This is a genomic window from Streptomyces sp. NPDC029122 (assembly GCF_055569445.1).
Genome location: NZ_JBVHWK010000030.1, coordinates 17,680 through 34,676, shown reverse-complemented (window position 1 = coordinate 34,676; position 16,997 = coordinate 17,680). Strand labels below are relative to the sequence as shown.

12 protein-coding genes and 1 pseudogene are annotated in these 16,997 nt (G+C 72.3%); 12 read left to right on the top strand and 1 reads right to left on the bottom strand.

The genetic code is table 11. The features are described 5' to 3' along the window. Window positions 1-153: 153 nt before the first annotated feature. The gene (gene murA / locus ACZ4WZ_RS28000) at window positions 154-1,491 is read right to left on the bottom strand and encodes a UDP-N-acetylglucosamine 1-carboxyvinyltransferase (RefSeq protein ID WP_388940874.1); all 1,338 of its coding nucleotides are present in this window, start codon (window positions 1,489-1,491) and stop codon (window positions 154-156) included. Window positions 1,492-1,753: 262 nt separating this feature from the next. On the opposite strand from murA, the gene ACZ4WZ_RS27995 reads away from it, so the two are divergent. The 12 genes and pseudogenes from ACZ4WZ_RS27995 (at window position 1,754) to ACZ4WZ_RS27940 (ending at window position 16,959) form a co-directional block, all read left to right on the top strand. After that, the gene (locus tag ACZ4WZ_RS27995; RefSeq protein WP_467894518.1) at window positions 1,754-2,314 is read left to right on the top strand and encodes a YqgE/AlgH family protein; all 561 of its coding nucleotides are present in this window, start codon (window positions 1,754-1,756) and stop codon (window positions 2,312-2,314) included. 28 nt (window positions 2,315-2,342) lie between these two features. Continuing rightward, window positions 2,343-2,627, top strand: coding sequence for a DUF3039 domain-containing protein (locus tag ACZ4WZ_RS27990; protein WP_467894516.1), 285 nt, complete (start codon window positions 2,343-2,345; stop codon window positions 2,625-2,627). Between the two features lie 192 nt (window positions 2,628-2,819). Then, complete coding sequence (locus ACZ4WZ_RS27985; RefSeq protein ID WP_467894514.1) at window positions 2,820-4,460, top strand: beta-N-acetylhexosaminidase; 1,641 nt, start codon at window positions 2,820-2,822, stop codon at window positions 4,458-4,460. A gap of 235 nt (window positions 4,461-4,695) precedes the next feature. Next, window positions 4,696-5,744: pseudogene (locus ACZ4WZ_RS27980) on the top strand (FAD binding domain-containing protein); the annotation flags it as partial. Further along, window positions 5,741-7,924 (top strand): (2Fe-2S)-binding protein, encoded by a 2,184-nt coding sequence (locus ACZ4WZ_RS27975; RefSeq protein WP_467894512.1) that lies wholly within the window; start codon window positions 5,741-5,743, stop codon window positions 7,922-7,924. The pseudogene ACZ4WZ_RS27980 and the gene ACZ4WZ_RS27975, both read left to right, overlap by 4 nt. 50 nt (window positions 7,925-7,974) lie before the next feature. Beyond that, a complete protein-coding gene (locus ACZ4WZ_RS27970; RefSeq protein ID WP_467894600.1) occupies window positions 7,975-10,290 on the top strand; it encodes a xanthine dehydrogenase family protein molybdopterin-binding subunit in 2,316 nt (771 codons plus the stop codon). Window positions 10,291-10,369: 79 nt separating this feature from the next. Further along, complete coding sequence (locus tag ACZ4WZ_RS27965; protein WP_467894510.1) at window positions 10,370-10,855, top strand: DUF2563 family protein; 486 nt, start codon at window positions 10,370-10,372, stop codon at window positions 10,853-10,855. Beyond that, a complete protein-coding gene (locus tag ACZ4WZ_RS27960) occupies window positions 10,855-12,261 on the top strand; it encodes a WXG100 family type VII secretion target (RefSeq protein ID WP_467894508.1) in 1,407 nt (468 codons plus the stop codon). The genes ACZ4WZ_RS27965 and ACZ4WZ_RS27960 overlap by 1 nt, the downstream gene beginning before the upstream one ends. A gap of 20 nt (window positions 12,262-12,281) precedes the next feature. Then, complete coding sequence (gene mycP, locus ACZ4WZ_RS27955; protein WP_467894506.1) at window positions 12,282-13,466, top strand: type VII secretion-associated serine protease mycosin; 1,185 nt, start codon at window positions 12,282-12,284, stop codon at window positions 13,464-13,466. Between the two features lie 35 nt (window positions 13,467-13,501). Further along, the gene (locus ACZ4WZ_RS27950) at window positions 13,502-13,924 is read left to right on the top strand and encodes a hypothetical protein (RefSeq protein ID WP_467894504.1); all 423 of its coding nucleotides are present in this window, start codon (window positions 13,502-13,504) and stop codon (window positions 13,922-13,924) included. A gap of 6 nt (window positions 13,925-13,930) precedes the next feature. After that, window positions 13,931-16,279, top strand: a complete 2,349-nt coding sequence (locus ACZ4WZ_RS27945) for a hypothetical protein (protein ID WP_467894503.1) — start codon at window positions 13,931-13,933, stop codon at window positions 16,277-16,279. After that, window positions 16,276-16,959, top strand: a complete 684-nt coding sequence (locus ACZ4WZ_RS27940) for a hypothetical protein (RefSeq protein ID WP_467894501.1) — start codon at window positions 16,276-16,278, stop codon at window positions 16,957-16,959. The genes ACZ4WZ_RS27945 and ACZ4WZ_RS27940 overlap by 4 nt, the downstream gene beginning before the upstream one ends. Window positions 16,960-16,997: the final 38 nt, after the last annotated feature.

The window sequence follows — 16,997 nt, the reverse complement described above, 5'->3', positions numbered from 1 at the left end:
GGTCCCCCCTTTGTGCAGAGATACAAAGAACACCTCTGGGGGGGGGGGGGACCGGAAAGATGACGGGGGCGCCCCCCCCCGCGGGGGGACCCCCCCTCAGGCCTTTCCGGGGCCCCGGCAGGGGCCCCGGAAGGGGAAGTCCGGACCGGTCCGTCAGACCAGGTCGCCGTTCGGCAGCTCGACCTTGGCGCCGAGCTCCACGAGCTTCTCCATGAAGTTCTCGTAGCCGCGGTTGATCAGGTCGATGCCGTGGACGCGCGAGGTGCCCTCGGCCGCCAGTGCCGCGATCAGGTACGAGAACCCGCCGCGCAGGTCGGGGATGACCAGGTCGGCGCCCTGCAGCTTGGTCGGGCCGGAAACGACCGCCGAGTGCAGGAAGTTGCGCTGGCCGAAGCGGCAGGCGCTGCCGCCCAGGCACTCGCGGTACAGCTGGATGTGAGCACCCATCTGGTTGAGCGCGGAGGTGAAGCCCAGCCGCGATTCGTACACCGTCTCGTGCACGATCGACAGGCCCGTGGCCTGCGTCAGGGCGACGACCAGCGGCTGCTGCCAGTCGGTCTGGAAACCGGGGTGCACGTCCGTCTCCAGCGCGATCGCCTTCAGCGGGCCGCCCGGGTGCCAGAAGCGGATGCCCTCGTCGTCGATCTCGAAGGCGCCGCCGACCTTCCGGTACGTGTTCAGGAAGGTCATCATCGAGCGCTGCTGCGCCCCGCGGACGTAGATGTTGCCGCCGGTCGCCAGGGCCGCGGAAGCCCACGAGGCGGCCTCCAGGCGGTCCGGGAGCGCCTGGTGGTTGTAACCGCTCAGGCGGTCGACACCGGTGATCCGGATGGTCCGGTCGGTGTCCATGGAGATGATCGCGCCCATCTTCTGCAGTACGCAGATGAGGTCCTCGATCTCCGGTTCGACGGCGGCGTTGCTGAGCTCGGTCACGCCCTCGGCCAGGACGGCCGTCAGCAGGACCTGCTCGGTCGAGCCGACCGAGGGGTAGGGCAGGCGGATCTTGCATCCGCGCAGGCGCTGCGGCGCCTCCAGGTACTGGCCGCCTTCGCGCTTCTCGATGGTCGCGCCGAACTGGCGGAGCACGTCGAAGTGGAAGTCGATCGGCCGGCCGCCGATGTCGCAGCCGCCCAGGCCCGGGATGAAGGCGTGGCCGAGGCGGTGCAGCAGCGGGCCGCAGAAGAGGATCGGGATGCGGGAGGAGCCCGCGTGCGCGTCGATGTCGGCGACGTTGGCGCTCTCGACGTAGGTCGGGTCGAGGATCAGCTCGCCCGGCTCCTCGCCGGGGCGCACGGTCACACCGTGCAGCTGGAGCAGACCGCGCACGACCCGCACGTCACGGATGTCGGGAACATTGCGCAGCCGGCTCGGCTCGCTGCCGAGCAGGGCGGCCACCATGGCCTTCGGCACGAGGTTCTTCGCACCGCGGACACGGATCTCGCCCTCGAGCGGGGTTCCGCCGTGGACAAGCAGGACATCGTTGCCGGTCATGGATCTCGCGTTCCGGAGTGGATGGGCAGGGGACCAGACGTAAGGGTAAGGGCCACCACCCCCATGTTTGTATGGGTGACGGGGCCGTAGGACTGTCATGAATACGGCAGAGCACCCTGGGTGTCCGCCAGGTAGCGGAGCGTCGTGTTCCGGCGTGCGGGGCGGCGCGCGCTCCTCTCTGCCGCCGTGCGCCCTGAGCTGCGCGTGATCCGGTACCGCCGCCCGCTCCCCCCGAGGGGCGATTGTGCGAGATCATGTGCGCATGACCGAGGTGTCCTCCCTCACAGGGCGGCTGCTCGTGGCCACCCCCGACCTCGCGGACCCGAATTTCGACCGCGCGGTGGTACTGCTGCTCGACCACGACGAGCAGGGCTCCCTCGGCGTGGTCCTCAACCGGCCCACCCCCGTGGACGTCCGCGACATCCTGCTCCCCTGGGCCCCGCTGGCCGGCGACCCGGGAGTGGTGTTCCAGGGCGGGCCCGTCGCGCTCGACTCCGCCCTCGGGGTCGCGGTCATCCCCGGCGACGAGGGCCCGCTCGGCTGGCGCCGGGTGCACGGGGCGATCGGCCTCGTCGACCTGGAGACCCCGCCCGAACTGCTCGCCGCGGCCCTCGGCGCCCTGCGCATCTTCGCCGGCTACTCCGGATGGGGCCCCGGCCAGCTGGAGGACGAGCTGGCCCACGGTGCCTGGTACGTCGTGGACTCCGAACCGGGCGACGTCTCCCACCCCGACCCCGAACGGCTGTGGCGGGCGGTGCTGCGCCGCCAGCGCAGCGAGCTCGCCATGGTCGCCACCTATCTGGACGACCCGTCGCTGAACTGACCCCGGCGGCGTTCAGTACCCTGGATTCATGAGCACTCTCGAGCCCGAGCGCGGGACTGGTACGGGGACCCTCGTAGAACCGACGCCGCAGGTGTCCCACGGCGACGGCGACCACGAGCGCTTCGCCCACTACGTCCAGAAGGACAAGATCATGGCGAGCGCGCTCGACGGAACCCCCGTCGTCGCGCTGTGCGGCAAGGTGTGGGTCCCGGGCCGCGACCCGAAGAAGTACCCCGTCTGCCCCATGTGCAAGGAGATCTACGAGTCCATGGGCGCCGGCGGCGACAAGGACAAGGGCGGCAAGGACACGTAGCAAGGTCCTGTCCTCCGCCGTCGAAGGCCCCCGCTGCGCGCGAGAGCGCCCGGGGGCCTTCGCCGTGCGCGCGGGCCGGGTTAGGGTCGGCGCGACGAGCGTCGCCCCGCGGAACGGGAGTTGCGCGCGGCACGCCCGGGCTGGCTGCCGCCGCCCGGGGGCGACAGGCCGGCTGCCTCGGAGGGCTGACCCATGGACCTGATCCCGCTGCCCGCGAGCGCCGTTCCCGACCCGGAGGGGCGCCGCTACGCCTTCGGTCCCGAGCCGGTGCTCGGCGCCGGGCCCGGCACCGCGGGCGTCGCCCGCTGGCTGCGCCGGGAGGTCGGCGCCGCCACCGGATGGACGCTCCCCGCGCCCGCCCCCGGCGCGCGGGGCGACGTACGGCTGCGGATCGAAGCCGGGGGAGCGCACGGGCTCGGCCCCGAGGCGTACCGGCTCGGCATCGGCGCCGACGGAGTGGAACTGACCGGCGGGGACGCGGCCGGGCTGTTCTGGGGCGCCCAGACGCTGCGTCAGCTCCTCGGACCCGACGCGTACCGCCGGGCGCCGCTGCGCCCCGGACGCGCGTGGAGCCTGCCGTACGCGGCGGTCACCGACGCCCCCCGCTTCGGATGGCGCGGCATGATGCTCGACGTCGCCCGGCACTTCACGCCCAAGGACGGGGTGCTGCGCCACATCGACCTGCTCACCGCCCACAAGCTGAACGTCCTGCACCTGCACCTGACGGACGACCAGGGCTGGCGCGTCGAGATCCAGCGCCACCCCCGGCTCACGGAGACCGGCTCCTGGCGGGCCCGCAGCCGGTGGGGCCACCGGGCCTCCCCGCTGTGGAACGAGACCCCGCACGGCGGCTTCTACACCCAGGACGACATCCGCGAGATCGTCGCGTACGCGGCGGAGCGGCACGTACGGATCGTCCCCGAGATCGACGTCCCCGGGCACTCCCAGGCCGCGATCGCCGCCTACCCCTGGCTCGGCAACACCGACGTCGTGGACACCCGGACCCTCGGCGTGTGGGACGACTGGGGCATCAGCGAGAACGTCCTCGCCCCGACCGAGGACGTACTGCGCTTCTACGAAGGGGTCTTCGAGGAACTGCTGGACCTCTTCCCGGCCGAGGTCTCGCCGTTCGTGCACGTCGGCGGCGACGAGTGCCCCAAGGCGCAGTGGCGCGCCTCGCCGGCCGCGCAGGCGCGCATCCGCGAGCTGGGCGTGGACGGGGAGGACGGCCTCCAGGCCTGGTTCATCGGGCACTTCGACGGCTGGCTCGCGGCCCGCGGCCGCCGCCTCATCGGCTGGGACGAGATCCTGGAGGGCGGCCTCGCCGACGGCGCGGCCGTGTCCTCCTGGCGCGGCTACGCGGGCGGCATCGCCGCCGCCCAGGCCGGACACGACGTGGTGATGTGTCCCGAGCAGCAGGTGTACCTGGACCACCGTCAGGCGCACGGCCCCGACGAGCCGGTGCCCATCGGGTACGTGCGCACGCTCGAGGACGTCTACCGCTTCGAGCCCGTGCCGCCGGAGCTGTCGCCGGAGGCCGCCGCCCACGTGCTGGGCGCCCAGGCCAACGTGTGGACCGAGGTGATGGAGAACCAGGCCCGCGTCGACTACCAGGTGTTCCCCCGGCTGGCCGCCTTCGCCGAGACGGTGTGGTCGCGGCTGCCCGAACCGGAATCCCGCGACTGGGCCGGCTTCGAGGCGCGCGCGACCGCCCACCTGGCGCGCCTGGACGCCCTCGGGGTCGACTACCGGCCACCGGCCGGACCGCTGCCCTGGCAGCGGCGGCCCGGAGTGTCCGGACGCCCGATCGAAGGTGCGCCCCCGATCGTGTGACCCGGGGGCATGGGGGGCGCTCCACTGCCGGCCGTCCGGAAGCGGAACTCTTCGGGAACCGCTGGAACTCTGCCTCAAAGAAGCTCTATACGGGGGAAATCGGACGTGAGGGCGGATGGTGTGCGGGTGGCGCCCGGCCCCACACGCCCGCCGCGCCCCGGCTCCGCACGGGCGGCGGCGGAGCGCGGGCCGGCGCCCGGTACGCGGGCGACCCTCGCGCCGGGCGGCCCCGAAGATGTGCCAGAGTTGCCACGTCCCGGCGGTGAGCACGTACCGTACGGCGGACAGGCGTGAGCGCCGGGACCGGGACATCGGGAAGGGGCAGCCGGGTTGACCACGCACGCACCGCACACACCGCATTCGGCTCAGGGGCCGCACGCACCGCATCCGGCTCAGGAGCCGCAGGCGCAGCGGGCGCAGTCCGTGATGCTGCCGGCCTCGCTCGACGAGGCCGTCGCGGCACTCGCCGCCATGCCCGCGGCCGTGCCCGTGGCGGGCGGCACCGACCTCATGGCCGCCGTCAACGCCGGGCTGCTGCGCCCCGCCGCCCTGGTCGGCCTCGGCCGGATCAACGAGATCCGCGGCTGGCAGTACCAGGACGGCCACGCGCTGCTCGGCGCCGGCCTGACCCACGCCCGGATGGGACGGCCGGATTTCGCCGCCCTCATCCCGGCGCTGGCCGCCGCCGCCCGCGCCGCGGGCCCCCCGCAGATCCGCAACGCCGGCACCCTCGGCGGCAACATCGCCTCGGCCGCGCCGACCGGTGACGCCCTGCCGGTGCTGGCCGCGCTGGAGGCGGAGCTGGTGATCGTCGGACCCGGCAGCCTCGGTGACTCCGGCTGCTCGCGGCGCGAGATCCCCGTCTCCCACCTGCTGGCCGGGCGCGACATGCTGCGGCCGGGCGAGCTGATCGGCTTCGTGCGCGTGCCGCTGCTGCACGCCCCGCAGGTGTTCCTGAAGGCCACGGGCCGCACGGGACCAGGGCGCGCGCTGGCGTCCGTGGGGCTCGTCCTGGACCCCGCGCGCCGGGGCGTGCGGTGCGCGATCGGCGCGGTGGCCCCGATGCCGCTGCGGCCGCTGGAGGCCGAGCAGTGGGTGGCCTCGCTGATCGACTGGGACGGGGACCGCGGCCTGGCCCCCGAGGCGCTGGAGGCCTTCGGCGAGTACGTCGCGGCCGCCTGTGTGCCCGATCAGGGGGAACAGACGTCCTCCGGAGTACTCCATCTGCGGCGGACGGTGGCCGTGCTGGCGCGCAGGGCCCTGGGGAGGGCGCTGACCTCATGAGCGAGAACGAGAACGTGAACGGAACGACGGGGAACGCCGGCGGGGCCGGGAACGGCTGGGGCTGGGAGCCCGTGCCACAGGGCGGCGAGTACGACAACGAGGCCACGGCCTTCGTGCAGCTGCCGCAGGAAATGCTGGACGCGCTCGACAGCGGGGAACCGCTGGCGGCGCCCGGGCACGGCTTCGTGCCGCCGCCGATGATCCTGCCGCTCGGGTCGGGCAGTGCGGACCCCTCCGCCACCGGTACCTGGACGATGCCGGTGCAGTGGCCGGACGCGGGCTCGGGGATGGGTCCCGGCGCGGGCGCCGGCCCCGGCCCGCAGGCCCCCGCCCGGGCGCCGATCCCGGCGTCGATCCCGCTCCCGGCGTCGGTGGCCGCAGCCTTCGCGGCGGCCGGGCCGGCGGGGGAGCCCGAGGCGCAACCGCAGGGCGGTGCCCCGCACGCGGAGTCACCGGGCGGGCCGGGCGGCGGGGCGCCGGGTGGTGCGCACGCCGACCCGCAGGGCGGGCCGCACGGCACGCTGGGCGGGGGGCTGCGCGTGGACACGCAGGGCGGGGTGCACGCCGACCCGCAGGGCGGGCCGCACGGCACGCTCGGCGGCGGGGTGCGCGCCGATTCGCCGGGTGGTGCTCCGCATGCCGATCCGTACGCGGACCCGTACGCCGATCCGCACGCCGACCAGGATTCCGGCTCGACCGCCGAGTGGCACTTCCCCGAGGCGGTACACCGCTCCGAGGAGCCGGTGGCCACCGGGCAGTGGACGCTGCCCGGCGGTACGGGCGACCCCGCCCTGGACGGCGGCTGGGGCCCGGCCGCGCCCGCGACGCTGCCCGGCGGCGCCTCCGCCCCCTGGGCCCCGCCCGCGGCGACCGAGGCGGGCCCCGGCGTGCTGCTGAGCTCCGGCGTGCTTCCGGGCGGGGCCGCGGGTGCGCCCGCGGGGCCCGGCTCACCCGGGCGCGGTCCGAGGGTGCTGGGCGGCCCCGGTGTGGGCACCCCGCTGCCCGAGGGCTACCTCCGGGCGGGCGGGCCGGAGCCCGAGGCCGTGCCCGCCGCCGCCCCGGACATCGAGGCCTCCCACGGCCCGGCGGACATGCCGGTCGAGGGCGAGCGGCCGCGTCCGGCCGGGGACGGCGGCGCGGAGGGCGCCGAGGCCACCGGACACGGCTTCGCGCAGGCCCCGGCGGCGGCTCCGGCCGGAGCGGAGGCCGCGCCCGTGCCGGATGACGGCGGTGCCGACAGCGGTGTGACACCTCCGGGCGAGGGCGATACCGGGAGTTTCCCGGTGCGGGAGAACGCGTACGAACAAGAGGGCGCCCCCGCCGCCGCCCATCACGAGCATCCGGCGGCTTCCTACGTCCTGCGCGTCAACGGCGCCGACCGGCCCGTCACCGGGGCGTGGATCGGCGAGTCCCTGCTGTACGTGCTGCGCGAGCGCCTCGGCCTGGCCGGCGCCAAGGACGGCTGCTCCCAGGGCGAGTGCGGAGCCTGCGCGGTCCAGGTCGACGGGCGGCTCGTCGCCTCCTGCCTGGTCCCGGCGGCGACGGCGGCCGGCAGCGAGGTGCGGACCGTCGAGGGCCTCGCGAGCGGCGGGGAACTCTCCGACGTGCAGCAGGCGTTGTGCAGGTCGGGCGGGGTGCAGTGCGGGTTCTGCGTCCCCGGCATGGCCATGACCATCCATGACCTGCTGGAGGGCAACCACGCCCCCAGCGACCTGGAGACCCGCCAGGCGCTGTGCGGCAACCTCTGCCGCTGCTCGGGCTACAAGGGCGTCATCGAGGCGGTCCGCGAGGTCGTCGCCGAGCGCGAGGCGAACGCGGCGCAGTCCGACGCGCTCATCCCGCACCAGGCCCAGCCCGGCGAGGGCGGGATCCACCCGGCCGCGCACACCACGGACGGCTTCGACCCCTTCGGCGCGAACCCGGGCTCCGGCGTGTTCGACAGCCAGGGCGGCTACGACGCAACCGGCGGCTACGACAGCCAGCCCGGCCAGCCCGGCTACGACGGACCCGGCGGCTTCGACGGCCAGGGCGGCCAGCCCCGCTTCGACGGCCAGGGCGGCCAGCCCGGTCAGCCCGGCTTCGACGCCCCGACCGGCTTCGACGGCCAGACGACCGGCCCGACCGGACCCAACGGCCCGACCGGACTCGGCGGGGACCAGCACAACGGAGGCATGGCGTGAGCGGCCAGGACGCGGCCACGGCGACGGCCGGCACCACCACGACCACCACCATGGCGACGGTGAGCCTCGGCACCGACGGCGACGCCGAACAGCCGCGCCCCGTGCGCGGAATCGGCGTCTCCGTCCCCCCCGCCGACACCCGCGCCAAGGCCGAGGGCACCTTCCCCTACGCCGCCGACCTGTGGGCCGAAGGCCTGCTGTGGGCCGCCGTACTGCGCTCCCCGCACGCCCACGCCCGCATCCGCTCCATCGACACCTCGGCCGCCGCCGAAATGCCCGGCGTACGCGCCGTCATCACCCACGCCGACGTCCCCGGCGCCACCACCCACGGCCGGCGCATCGCCGACCGGCCGGTCTTCGCCCACGACGTCGTACGCCACCACGGCGAGGCCATCGCCGCCGTGGCCGCCGACCACCCCGACACGGCACGCCTCGCCGCCGCCGCGATCACGGTCGAGTACGAGCTCCTGGACGCCGTCACCGACCCCGAGCAGTCCTTCGGCGCGCCCCCGCTGCACCCCGACGGCAACCTGATCCGGCACATTCCGCTCCGCTACGGCGACCCGGAGGCGACGGGCGAGGTGGTCGTCGAGGGCCTCTACCGGATCGGCCGCCAGGACCCCGCGCCCATCGGCGCCGAGGCCGGCCTCGCCGTGCCCCGGCCCGACGGCGGCGTGGAGCTCTACACCGCCTCCACCGACCCGCACACCGACCGCGACCTCGCCGCCGCCTGCTTCGGCCTGGAACCGGACCGCGTACGGGTGGTCGTCACCGGCGTCCCCGGCGCCACCGCCGACCGCGAGGACGCCGCCTTCCAGCTGCCGCTCGGCCTGCTGGCCCTGCGCACGGGCTGCCCGGTGAAGCTGGCGGCCACCCGCGAGGAGTCCTTCCTCGGCCACGCCCACCGGCACCCGACCCTGCTGCGCTACCGCCACCACGCCGACGCCGAGGGCCGGCTGGTCAAGGTCGAGGCCCAGATCCTGATGGACGCCGGCGCCTACGCCGACGCCTCCGCCGAGTCCCTCGCGGCGGCCGTGGCCTTCGCCTGCGGGCCGTACGTCGTCCCGCACGCCTTCGTCGAAGGCTGGGCCGTCCGTACGAACAACCCGCCCTCCGGCCACGTCCGGGGCGAAGGCGCCATGCAGGTCTGCGCCGCCTACGAGGGCCAGATGGACAAACTCGCCGCCGCCCTCGGCATCGACGGCGCCGAACTGCGCATGCGCAACGTCCTGGCCACCGGCGACCTGCTCCCCACCGGCCAGACCGTCACCTGCCCGGCCCCCGTGGCCGAACTGCTCCGCGCGGTCCGCGACTACCCGCTGCCCGCCCTCCCCAAGGACACCCCGGAGGAGGAGTGGCTGCTGCCCGGCGGCCCCGAGGGCGCGGGCGAACCGGGCGCGGTGCGGCGCGGCGTCGGCTACGGCGTCGGCATGGTCCACATGCTCGGCGCCGAGGGCGCGGACGAGGTCTCCACCGCGACCGTGAAGGTGGTGAACGGCACGGCCACGGTCATCTGCGCGGCCGTCGACACCGGCCAGGGCTTCGCCACCCTCGCCCGCCAGATCGTCCAGGAAGTCCTGGGCATCGACGAGGTGTCGACGGCCCCCGTCGACACCGACCAGCCGCCGGCCGGCCCCTCCGCCCACGGCCGCCACACCTGGGTCTCGGGCGGCGCCGTCGAGCGGGCCGCCAAGATGGTCCGTACGCAGCTCCTCCAGCCCATGGCCCACAAGCTCGGCATGTCCACCGAGCTGCTCCAGATCGCGGACGGCAGGATCACGTCGTACGACGGCGCCTTCTCCATGACGGTCGCGGAGGCCATACAGGGCAAGGAGCTCTGGGCGACGGCCCAGTGCCGCCCCCACCCGACCGAACCGCTGGACGCGGACGGGCAGGGCGACGCCTTCGTCGGCCTCGCCTTCTGCGCCATCCGCGCGGTGGTCGACGTGGACATCGAACTCGGCTCGGTGCGGGTCGTGGAACTGGCCGTGGCCCAGGACGTCGGCCGCGTCCTCAACCCCCGCCAGCTGGAGGCCCGTATCGAAGCGGGCGTCACCCAGGGCGTCGGCGCGGCCCTGACCGAGAACCTCCGCTCGGTCGCCGGCCTGGTACGCCACCCCGACCTGACCGGCTACGCCCTGCCGACGTCCCTGGACGCCCCGGCGGTCCGCATCGTCCGGCTGGTCGAGGAGCGGGACGTGGTGGCCCCGTTCGGCGCGAAGGCGGCGAGCGCCGTCCCGGTGGTGACCACCCCGGCGGCGGTGGCCTCGGCGGTCCGCGCGGCGACGGGCCGCCCCGTGAACAGGATCCCGATCCGGCCATCCGCGGCCGTGGTGGCGGGAATGCCCGGGGTGTCCAACTCCTGACGGATTGGGCCCTGTCGGCGCCCGTCGCTAGAGTGACGCGAGCGGGCGCGGACGGGGACGGCCGACGGGGGAGGGCATCGTGGCGGTGGACAACGGTCCGGGGCTGCTGGGGGTGCACGTCGCCGGGAGCGTGGCGGACGCGGTGACGGCCCAGGCGAAGGCGCTCGAGGTCGAGTACGAGTCGATGACCGCGTACAAGAACCGGGTCGACGCGCTGCTGACGACCCTCGACGGCTCCGAGGCCGACGCCGGCAGACTCGCCCACGGCACCCTCCCGACGGGCACCCTGGGCAAGGGCTTCGCGGAGGCGGACGCGCTGTTCAAGGCGTACACGACGGTCCACGCCGAACTGCGGAAGCTGTCCGAGGGCCTGGCGGGCCAGATCGAGGCACTGGGCATCGCCGTCCTGACGGCGGGCAAGGGCTACGGCGGCGTGGACGAGGAGACGCAGGCCCGCATGCGGGCCCTCATCAAGAGCTCGAAGGAAGCCTACGTCCCGGACCGCGACCCGCTGGTGCGGCAGGAGAAGGAAGCCGCCCGCGTTCCGAGCAGGGGCACGATCTGATGGCGACGACGGACTTCGAGGGCTACACGCACGAGCAGCTGCTCGCGATGATCGCCTCCCTCGACCCGGAGACGGTCAAGGCGCGCGGCACGCAGCTGACGGAGGCGGCCGCCGCCATCAAGGACATCGGCGAGAGCCTCAAACGGCATCAGGTCAAGGGCTGGGAGGGCGAGGCCGCGCACGCCTTCCAGGACTGGGTGAGCCGAGCGGGCAGCGCGACGCTGAAGCTGGGCGCGTACAGCGAGGCGGGCGGCAAGTGGATGACCGAGGCCGCCCAGACGATGGTGGAGGTCAAGGCCAACACCCCGGAGTACGACGCGTCGGCGGCGCAAAACCTGGAGGCGGCCCGCAAGCACCACAACGACCCGGACGCCCGGCAGCTGGGCCGCACGGCCCACGCGAAGCTGACCACGGACCACGCGCAGGCGGTGCAGCAGCTGACGAAGCTGGCGCAGTCGTACGAGGCGTCGACGGCACAGCTGAACAGGGCGGAACCCCCGACGTTCCCCCCGCCACCGGGGGATTTCGACCCGCCCCAGGTTCACGAGGACATGGCCCGGGCCCGGCCGACTGGTGCATCTGCTGGTGGCTTGGATCCGAGCGGGTATTCGCCGGTCCCGCGGACCCCGGGCAGCACTGCCTCTTCCAACGATGCTGGTTGGTTAGCGGGGCGTCAGCCTTCGTCTGAAAGCGTGCTGCCCCCAGCGGCAGGGCCAACGACTTCGTCCGCCGCATTGCCTGGCCGCAATGTGGACGTAGACCTCGACCATGTTGCGACGCTTCCAGACAAGACCCAGTCGGTGCTCCCCGGGCTGCCCGGTGGGCCGGGACCTAGTACGCCTGGTAGCTACTGGACCCCTACCAGTGGACCCCTCCCGCCGGTCATGCTTCCCCCCACGGGTGGGCCGATGTCGATCACACGCCCCCCTGTTGACACTGGCGGCAAGGCTGGTGGCGTTCAGCTTCCGTCGCCGCGCGATACAGGGATCGTGGGTGGCCGACCGATCTCTACGGCCGGTCCCAGCGCGGTCCTCCCCCGAGGCATGGTCATTGGCGGAGACGGTCCCCATGTCGGTGGTCGTGCAATGCCCAGCGTGACGGGTGGTGGCCTTGGCGGCTCGCATGCCCTCCCTGACGCTCAGACATCCGGTCGGCGACTGGCCACGGAGCCGGGCGGGATTGTGGGAGGTCGCCCGGTGGCTGCTGGTGGCCAGTCGTTCACGCAGGGCGGCTCTGGCTTCGTGCGTAATGGGGCGAGCGCCGGCGTGGTGGGCCATGGCGGCGCTGCGTCTCAGACGCCGAGCAGGCGGCGTGGAGACCAGGGGGGCGACCGCCCCAACTACTTGGCCGAGGAAGAAGAGACGTGGCTGGGTAACCGTCGTGTTGTTCCGCCGGTGATCGACTGAGCGAACGGACGGTGTACTAGATGCGCACGCGAAAGGCGACCTCGGTTCTGGTAGGCCTGCTGTTGGCTGGGGTCGCTGCGACCCCAGCGCATGCAGAGACCATCCGAGAGCAGCAGTGGCATCTCGATGCCATGAGAGCCGATGATATTTGGAAGATCAGTACCGGCAAGGGCATCACCGTCGCGGTGATTGACTCCGGTGTTGCGCGCATTCCTGAACTGGAGGGGCAGGTTTTACCCGGAAAGGATTATGCGGCAGGGGTAAAGAGCTATAAGGGCGACGAGCGAAACGACTATGACGGGCACGGGACCTCGATGGCGGCGCTGATCGCTGGTTCTGGGCGGCATCCGAGCGGAGACGGGGCGTATGGCCTGGCGCCCGCTGTGAAGATCTTGCCGATCCGGGTACCGCACGAGTTCAACAACACTAGGCCTTTATGGACGGCGGCGATCCGGTACGCGGCCGACTCGGACGCTCGAATCATCAGCATTTCCATGGCTACCGAAGAGGATGATCCGGAGCGGGCGGATGCCGTGAAGTATGCGCTCTCGAAAGGGAAGCTGATCTTTGCTGGAGTTGGCAATGATGGGGGCTCAACGAATGAGGTCCTTTACCCTGCGGCCACGCCGGGAGTGGTCGGCGTCGGATCGGTAGACCCCGATGGGGCGGCTACGAAGGAGTCCCAGCATGGCCCGCAGGTTGATCTGTCAGCCCCGGGCATTGAAATCGTGACTGCTTGTAAGCGTGAAACAGGCCTCTGCACCAGCCACGGCACCAGCGACGCCACCGCCCTAGCCTCCGCCTCCGCCGCCCTCCTCTGGTCCGCCCACCCCACCTGGACCAACAACCAGATCCTCCGCGTCCTCCTGAACACCGCCGGCAAGCCCGTCGACGGCGCCGAGCGCAACGACTACATCGGCTACGGCGTCGTCCGCCCCCGCGTCGCCCTCCCCACCCCCGGAGACCCCGGCCCGGCGGACGTGTTCCCGCTCCCCGATCTCGCCGCCGCATCGGCATCCGCACCGGCCAACGCTCCCTCCCCCGGGGGAAAGATCACGCCATCCCCTGCGCCGGAGGCCGCGACTGCGGTAGACAAGGGCGACGGCGACGACGACGGCCCGCCCTGGATCGCCCTCGGGCTGGGAGCCAGCGTCCTCATCGGCGGGGCTGTCGCCGCAGTCTTCGTACGCCGGACCAGGCGCTGACCTGACCCGGCCCGCACGGGAGTGGAGCGCACCGGGTGTCCTTCGAAGAGGAATGGTCCGCCGCGCGCGCCACGGCCGCCGCCAACGCCTCCATGCGGCTCAACCAGCCGGCGCCCCCGGCGACCCCCGGCGGCGGGGCCGACCTCGCGCTCAACCAGGACCACATCGGTGCCATCGGCAGCGAGGCGTACAAGCTGCACTCCCGCCTCCAGACCGACGGCAAGCACGCCGCCACCGCCTCCGCCGAGGCGGCCGGTGCCCTCACGAAGGCCGGCTTCGCCAGCGGCGCCGCGCTCGCCAAGGCGAACACCCGCTGGGAGAGCCAGGTCAAGACGCTGGTCGCCGCCTGCGCGCAGATCTCCAACGGGCTGAACTACTCGCTCACCTCGCACGCCAGGGAAGAACAGCAGCTGTGCGCCGAGTTCACGACTTCCAAGCTCGCCGAGTACCTGAAGTAGGCGCCCGTGCTGACGTACGAGAACGTACTGAACGCCCCGGTCGACAAGCTTTCCACCGCCGCCCGCGACTGGCGGGCCGTGGTCACCAAGCTGGAGGAGCTGGCCGAGGCCGCCCGCAACGGCATGAAGGCCAAGTCGGACAAGGCCGAATGGAGCGGGGTCACCGCAGGGGTGGCGCGATCGTTCGTGGACAAGACGGCCAAGGAGTTCGAGGACGCCGCCAAAGCGGCCAAGGGCATCCACCAAGCCCTCACCCAGGCCCACGACACCTTCAAGTCCTCCCGCGACCGGCTGAGGAAGATCGCCGAGGAGGAGGCACCGGCCGCAGGCTTCCGGGTCGACGCGAAGGGGAAGGTCGAGGCGTTACCCCTGACCACCGAAGCGGACCGCTACGCGGCCCGCCACGACCCCGACTACCAGGAGTCCCTGCGCGTCAACCGGCCGCTGTGGCAGGCCAAGATCGACGCCGCCGTCGACGCCTGCGACGACGTCGACCAGTCGCTGGCCCGGTTGCTGAACGCGAACGTCGCCGACGACCACAACTTCAGCGCCCCGAAATACGCCGGCCTCACCGCCGAACAGGCCGGCCGGGCGACCGACCTCGCGCGGAAGGGCCGGGGCCTCTCCCACGCCGAACTCACGGAACTCAACGAACTGCTGGCCGACAACGCCAAGCTGCCGGAGTTCTCCACCGCCTTCTACGGCAACCTCGGCCCCAAGGGCGCGCTCCAGTTCTTCGGGCAGATGTCGACCGACACGTACGAGTACGGCAAGCTCGACGAGCAGCGCCTCAAGGACGTCCAGGAACTCCAGAAGAACCTGGGCTTCAACCTGGCCACCGCCACCAGCTCCAGGACCGAGCCGCACCTCCCCGACAGCTACGCCCAGGAACTGCGCAGGCTCGGCACCCAGCAGATCCCCCTCGGACGGTACGAGCAGAACCCGCCGTACGGGTACCAACTGCTCGGCGGGATCATGCGCTACGGGAACTACGACCCGAAGTTCCTGGTCCCCATCGCCGAGCACGCCACGCAGATCCACGCCAAGGACCCGGACTTCTTCGGCCAGACGCGGCAACTCAACGGCTACGGCAAGAACATGCTGAACCCCTCCGGGACCAACGGCGCCGGCTACGACCCGGTGGTCAGCTTCCTGGAGGCGCTGGGGCACAGCCCGGCGGCCGCGGCGGAGTTCTTCGACCCTGAGGGACACCCTCGCGCCTACAACCAGGACGGCACGGAGAAGTCGGGTACTCCGGACCTGGGCAAGGATCCCAAGGGCAAGCCCATCACCAGCTACCTCGACTTCTTCGGAAACGAGAAGTACCACTCCACCATCGACATGGAGGGCATGAACCCCGACGACGTGAAGAAGACCCAGAAGTACATGCCGGAGGCGTTGGGGCATGCCTTGGAAGCGGCCGCCCTTGGTCACGCGTGGGACGACCCCAGGCCGGAGCTTCACCGGACAGAAGCGGGGGCACATGTCATGGAGGCCGTTGCACTGAAGTACGGAGGCGACGCCGGGCTGCTCAAGCATCAGGAGGTTCTCGCGGACAGCCTGGGGCGCATGACCGCCGGATACATCGATGATGTCAACCAGGCGCTGGATGACAACGGGGAGCAGAGCGTCTTCGCCTCGCGAGTTGACGGCAGCCAAGCGCACGCCGTGTTGGAGCGCGATGGCGCCCGCGACCTGCTCGCCGCGCTGGGGCAGCACCCCGACGCCTACGCCACCCTTTCCACTGCCGAACGCGTGTACTCGGCGAGCGTTCTGGAAGGCCAGGCGGTACGTGGAGGCATGATCGACGAGGGTCGGGCGCGGGCGACGATCCACACGAGTGCCGAGGTACAGGGCATCCTCGACGAAGCGCGGGCAGAACAGGTGAGGGGAGTAGGCGAGAAGGAGCACGAGGCGTACGAGAAGGCGCACGAGCGCAGCTCCGCATGGGTGGAGTTCGGTACCACGGCCGCCATCGCGGCCGGTGTCGCCTTCCTACCGGCTACGGCCGCTGGCGCCGGTGTGGCGGCAGTCGTCGTCCCCCTGGCCGTGGACACCGGTAGTGGCCTGGTCGAGCAGGCCGCCGGGCAGGTCATCGGTGAGTGGTCGGACGAGGCCAAGGAGAAGCACAAGGACAAGATCGACGGTGAGACGCACGACACCAACAAGGCCATGTTCCAGGCCGGTGAACACAGTGCTGAGGCGCCGATGAAGGCGTTCGCCCAGCGCCACGGCATCGACCCCAACAGCGTCTTCGGCATGGACTTCAAGGAGTCGATGCGCATCGGGTACGAGAGCGGCAACTCCATCGCCCGGCAGCAGGGCCATGAAGCGCAGACCAAGGGTGTCAAGTGAACCGCTGGGGGATACGGCGTCCGCTGGCGAGCCTGGCCGTACTCGGCATGGCAGCCGCAGGCTGTTCCTCCGGCGGCCCGGAACCGTCGGCGTCGGCTGTCGAGCCGCCGAAGCTGCCCATCGGAGAGGTCTGCGCCGGACTCTTCCCAGCAGAAGGCGGGAAGGCGCTGGAACGTGTCCTGGAATCCACCAAGTTCGTACTCCGGGACGACGAGAGGAACCCTGACGTCCGGGCTGTCGCGCAGGCGATGGAGGACGCATACCGGTCCGGCAAGAAGATCCGTGACATGCCAAGCCGGACCTGCCAGATCTCGGGGACTCCGACGAACTCCTACTTTCACACGGCGCACGTGCGCTTCACCGCCTACAGCCGGCACGCAGGAGACCCGCCGGATTTTCCGGGAGTGTCTGACCGGGGCGTGCGGGCTTCCTTCCGCGAGAAGAAGCTGGTTTACCTTTCCTACGACTGCGTAAGCCACCGCGTCGGCTCCACGCAAGACATTCCATTGCGGATCCGGCTCCTTTTTCAGGAGCGGTGGGAGGCCAGCAAGGGCGAGGCGATCCTCCGCCCTGATTACCTGGTCATCACCCACTCGGCAGCCCTGGCCGTCGCCAAGGAGCTCCAGTGCGTGGACGACGGCGGGCTCCCGCCACGGGCCGAGGAGTTGCAGGGAGGCTGAATGCCGTCCAGGGGAAGGAGATCCCCTGGACGGCCTGC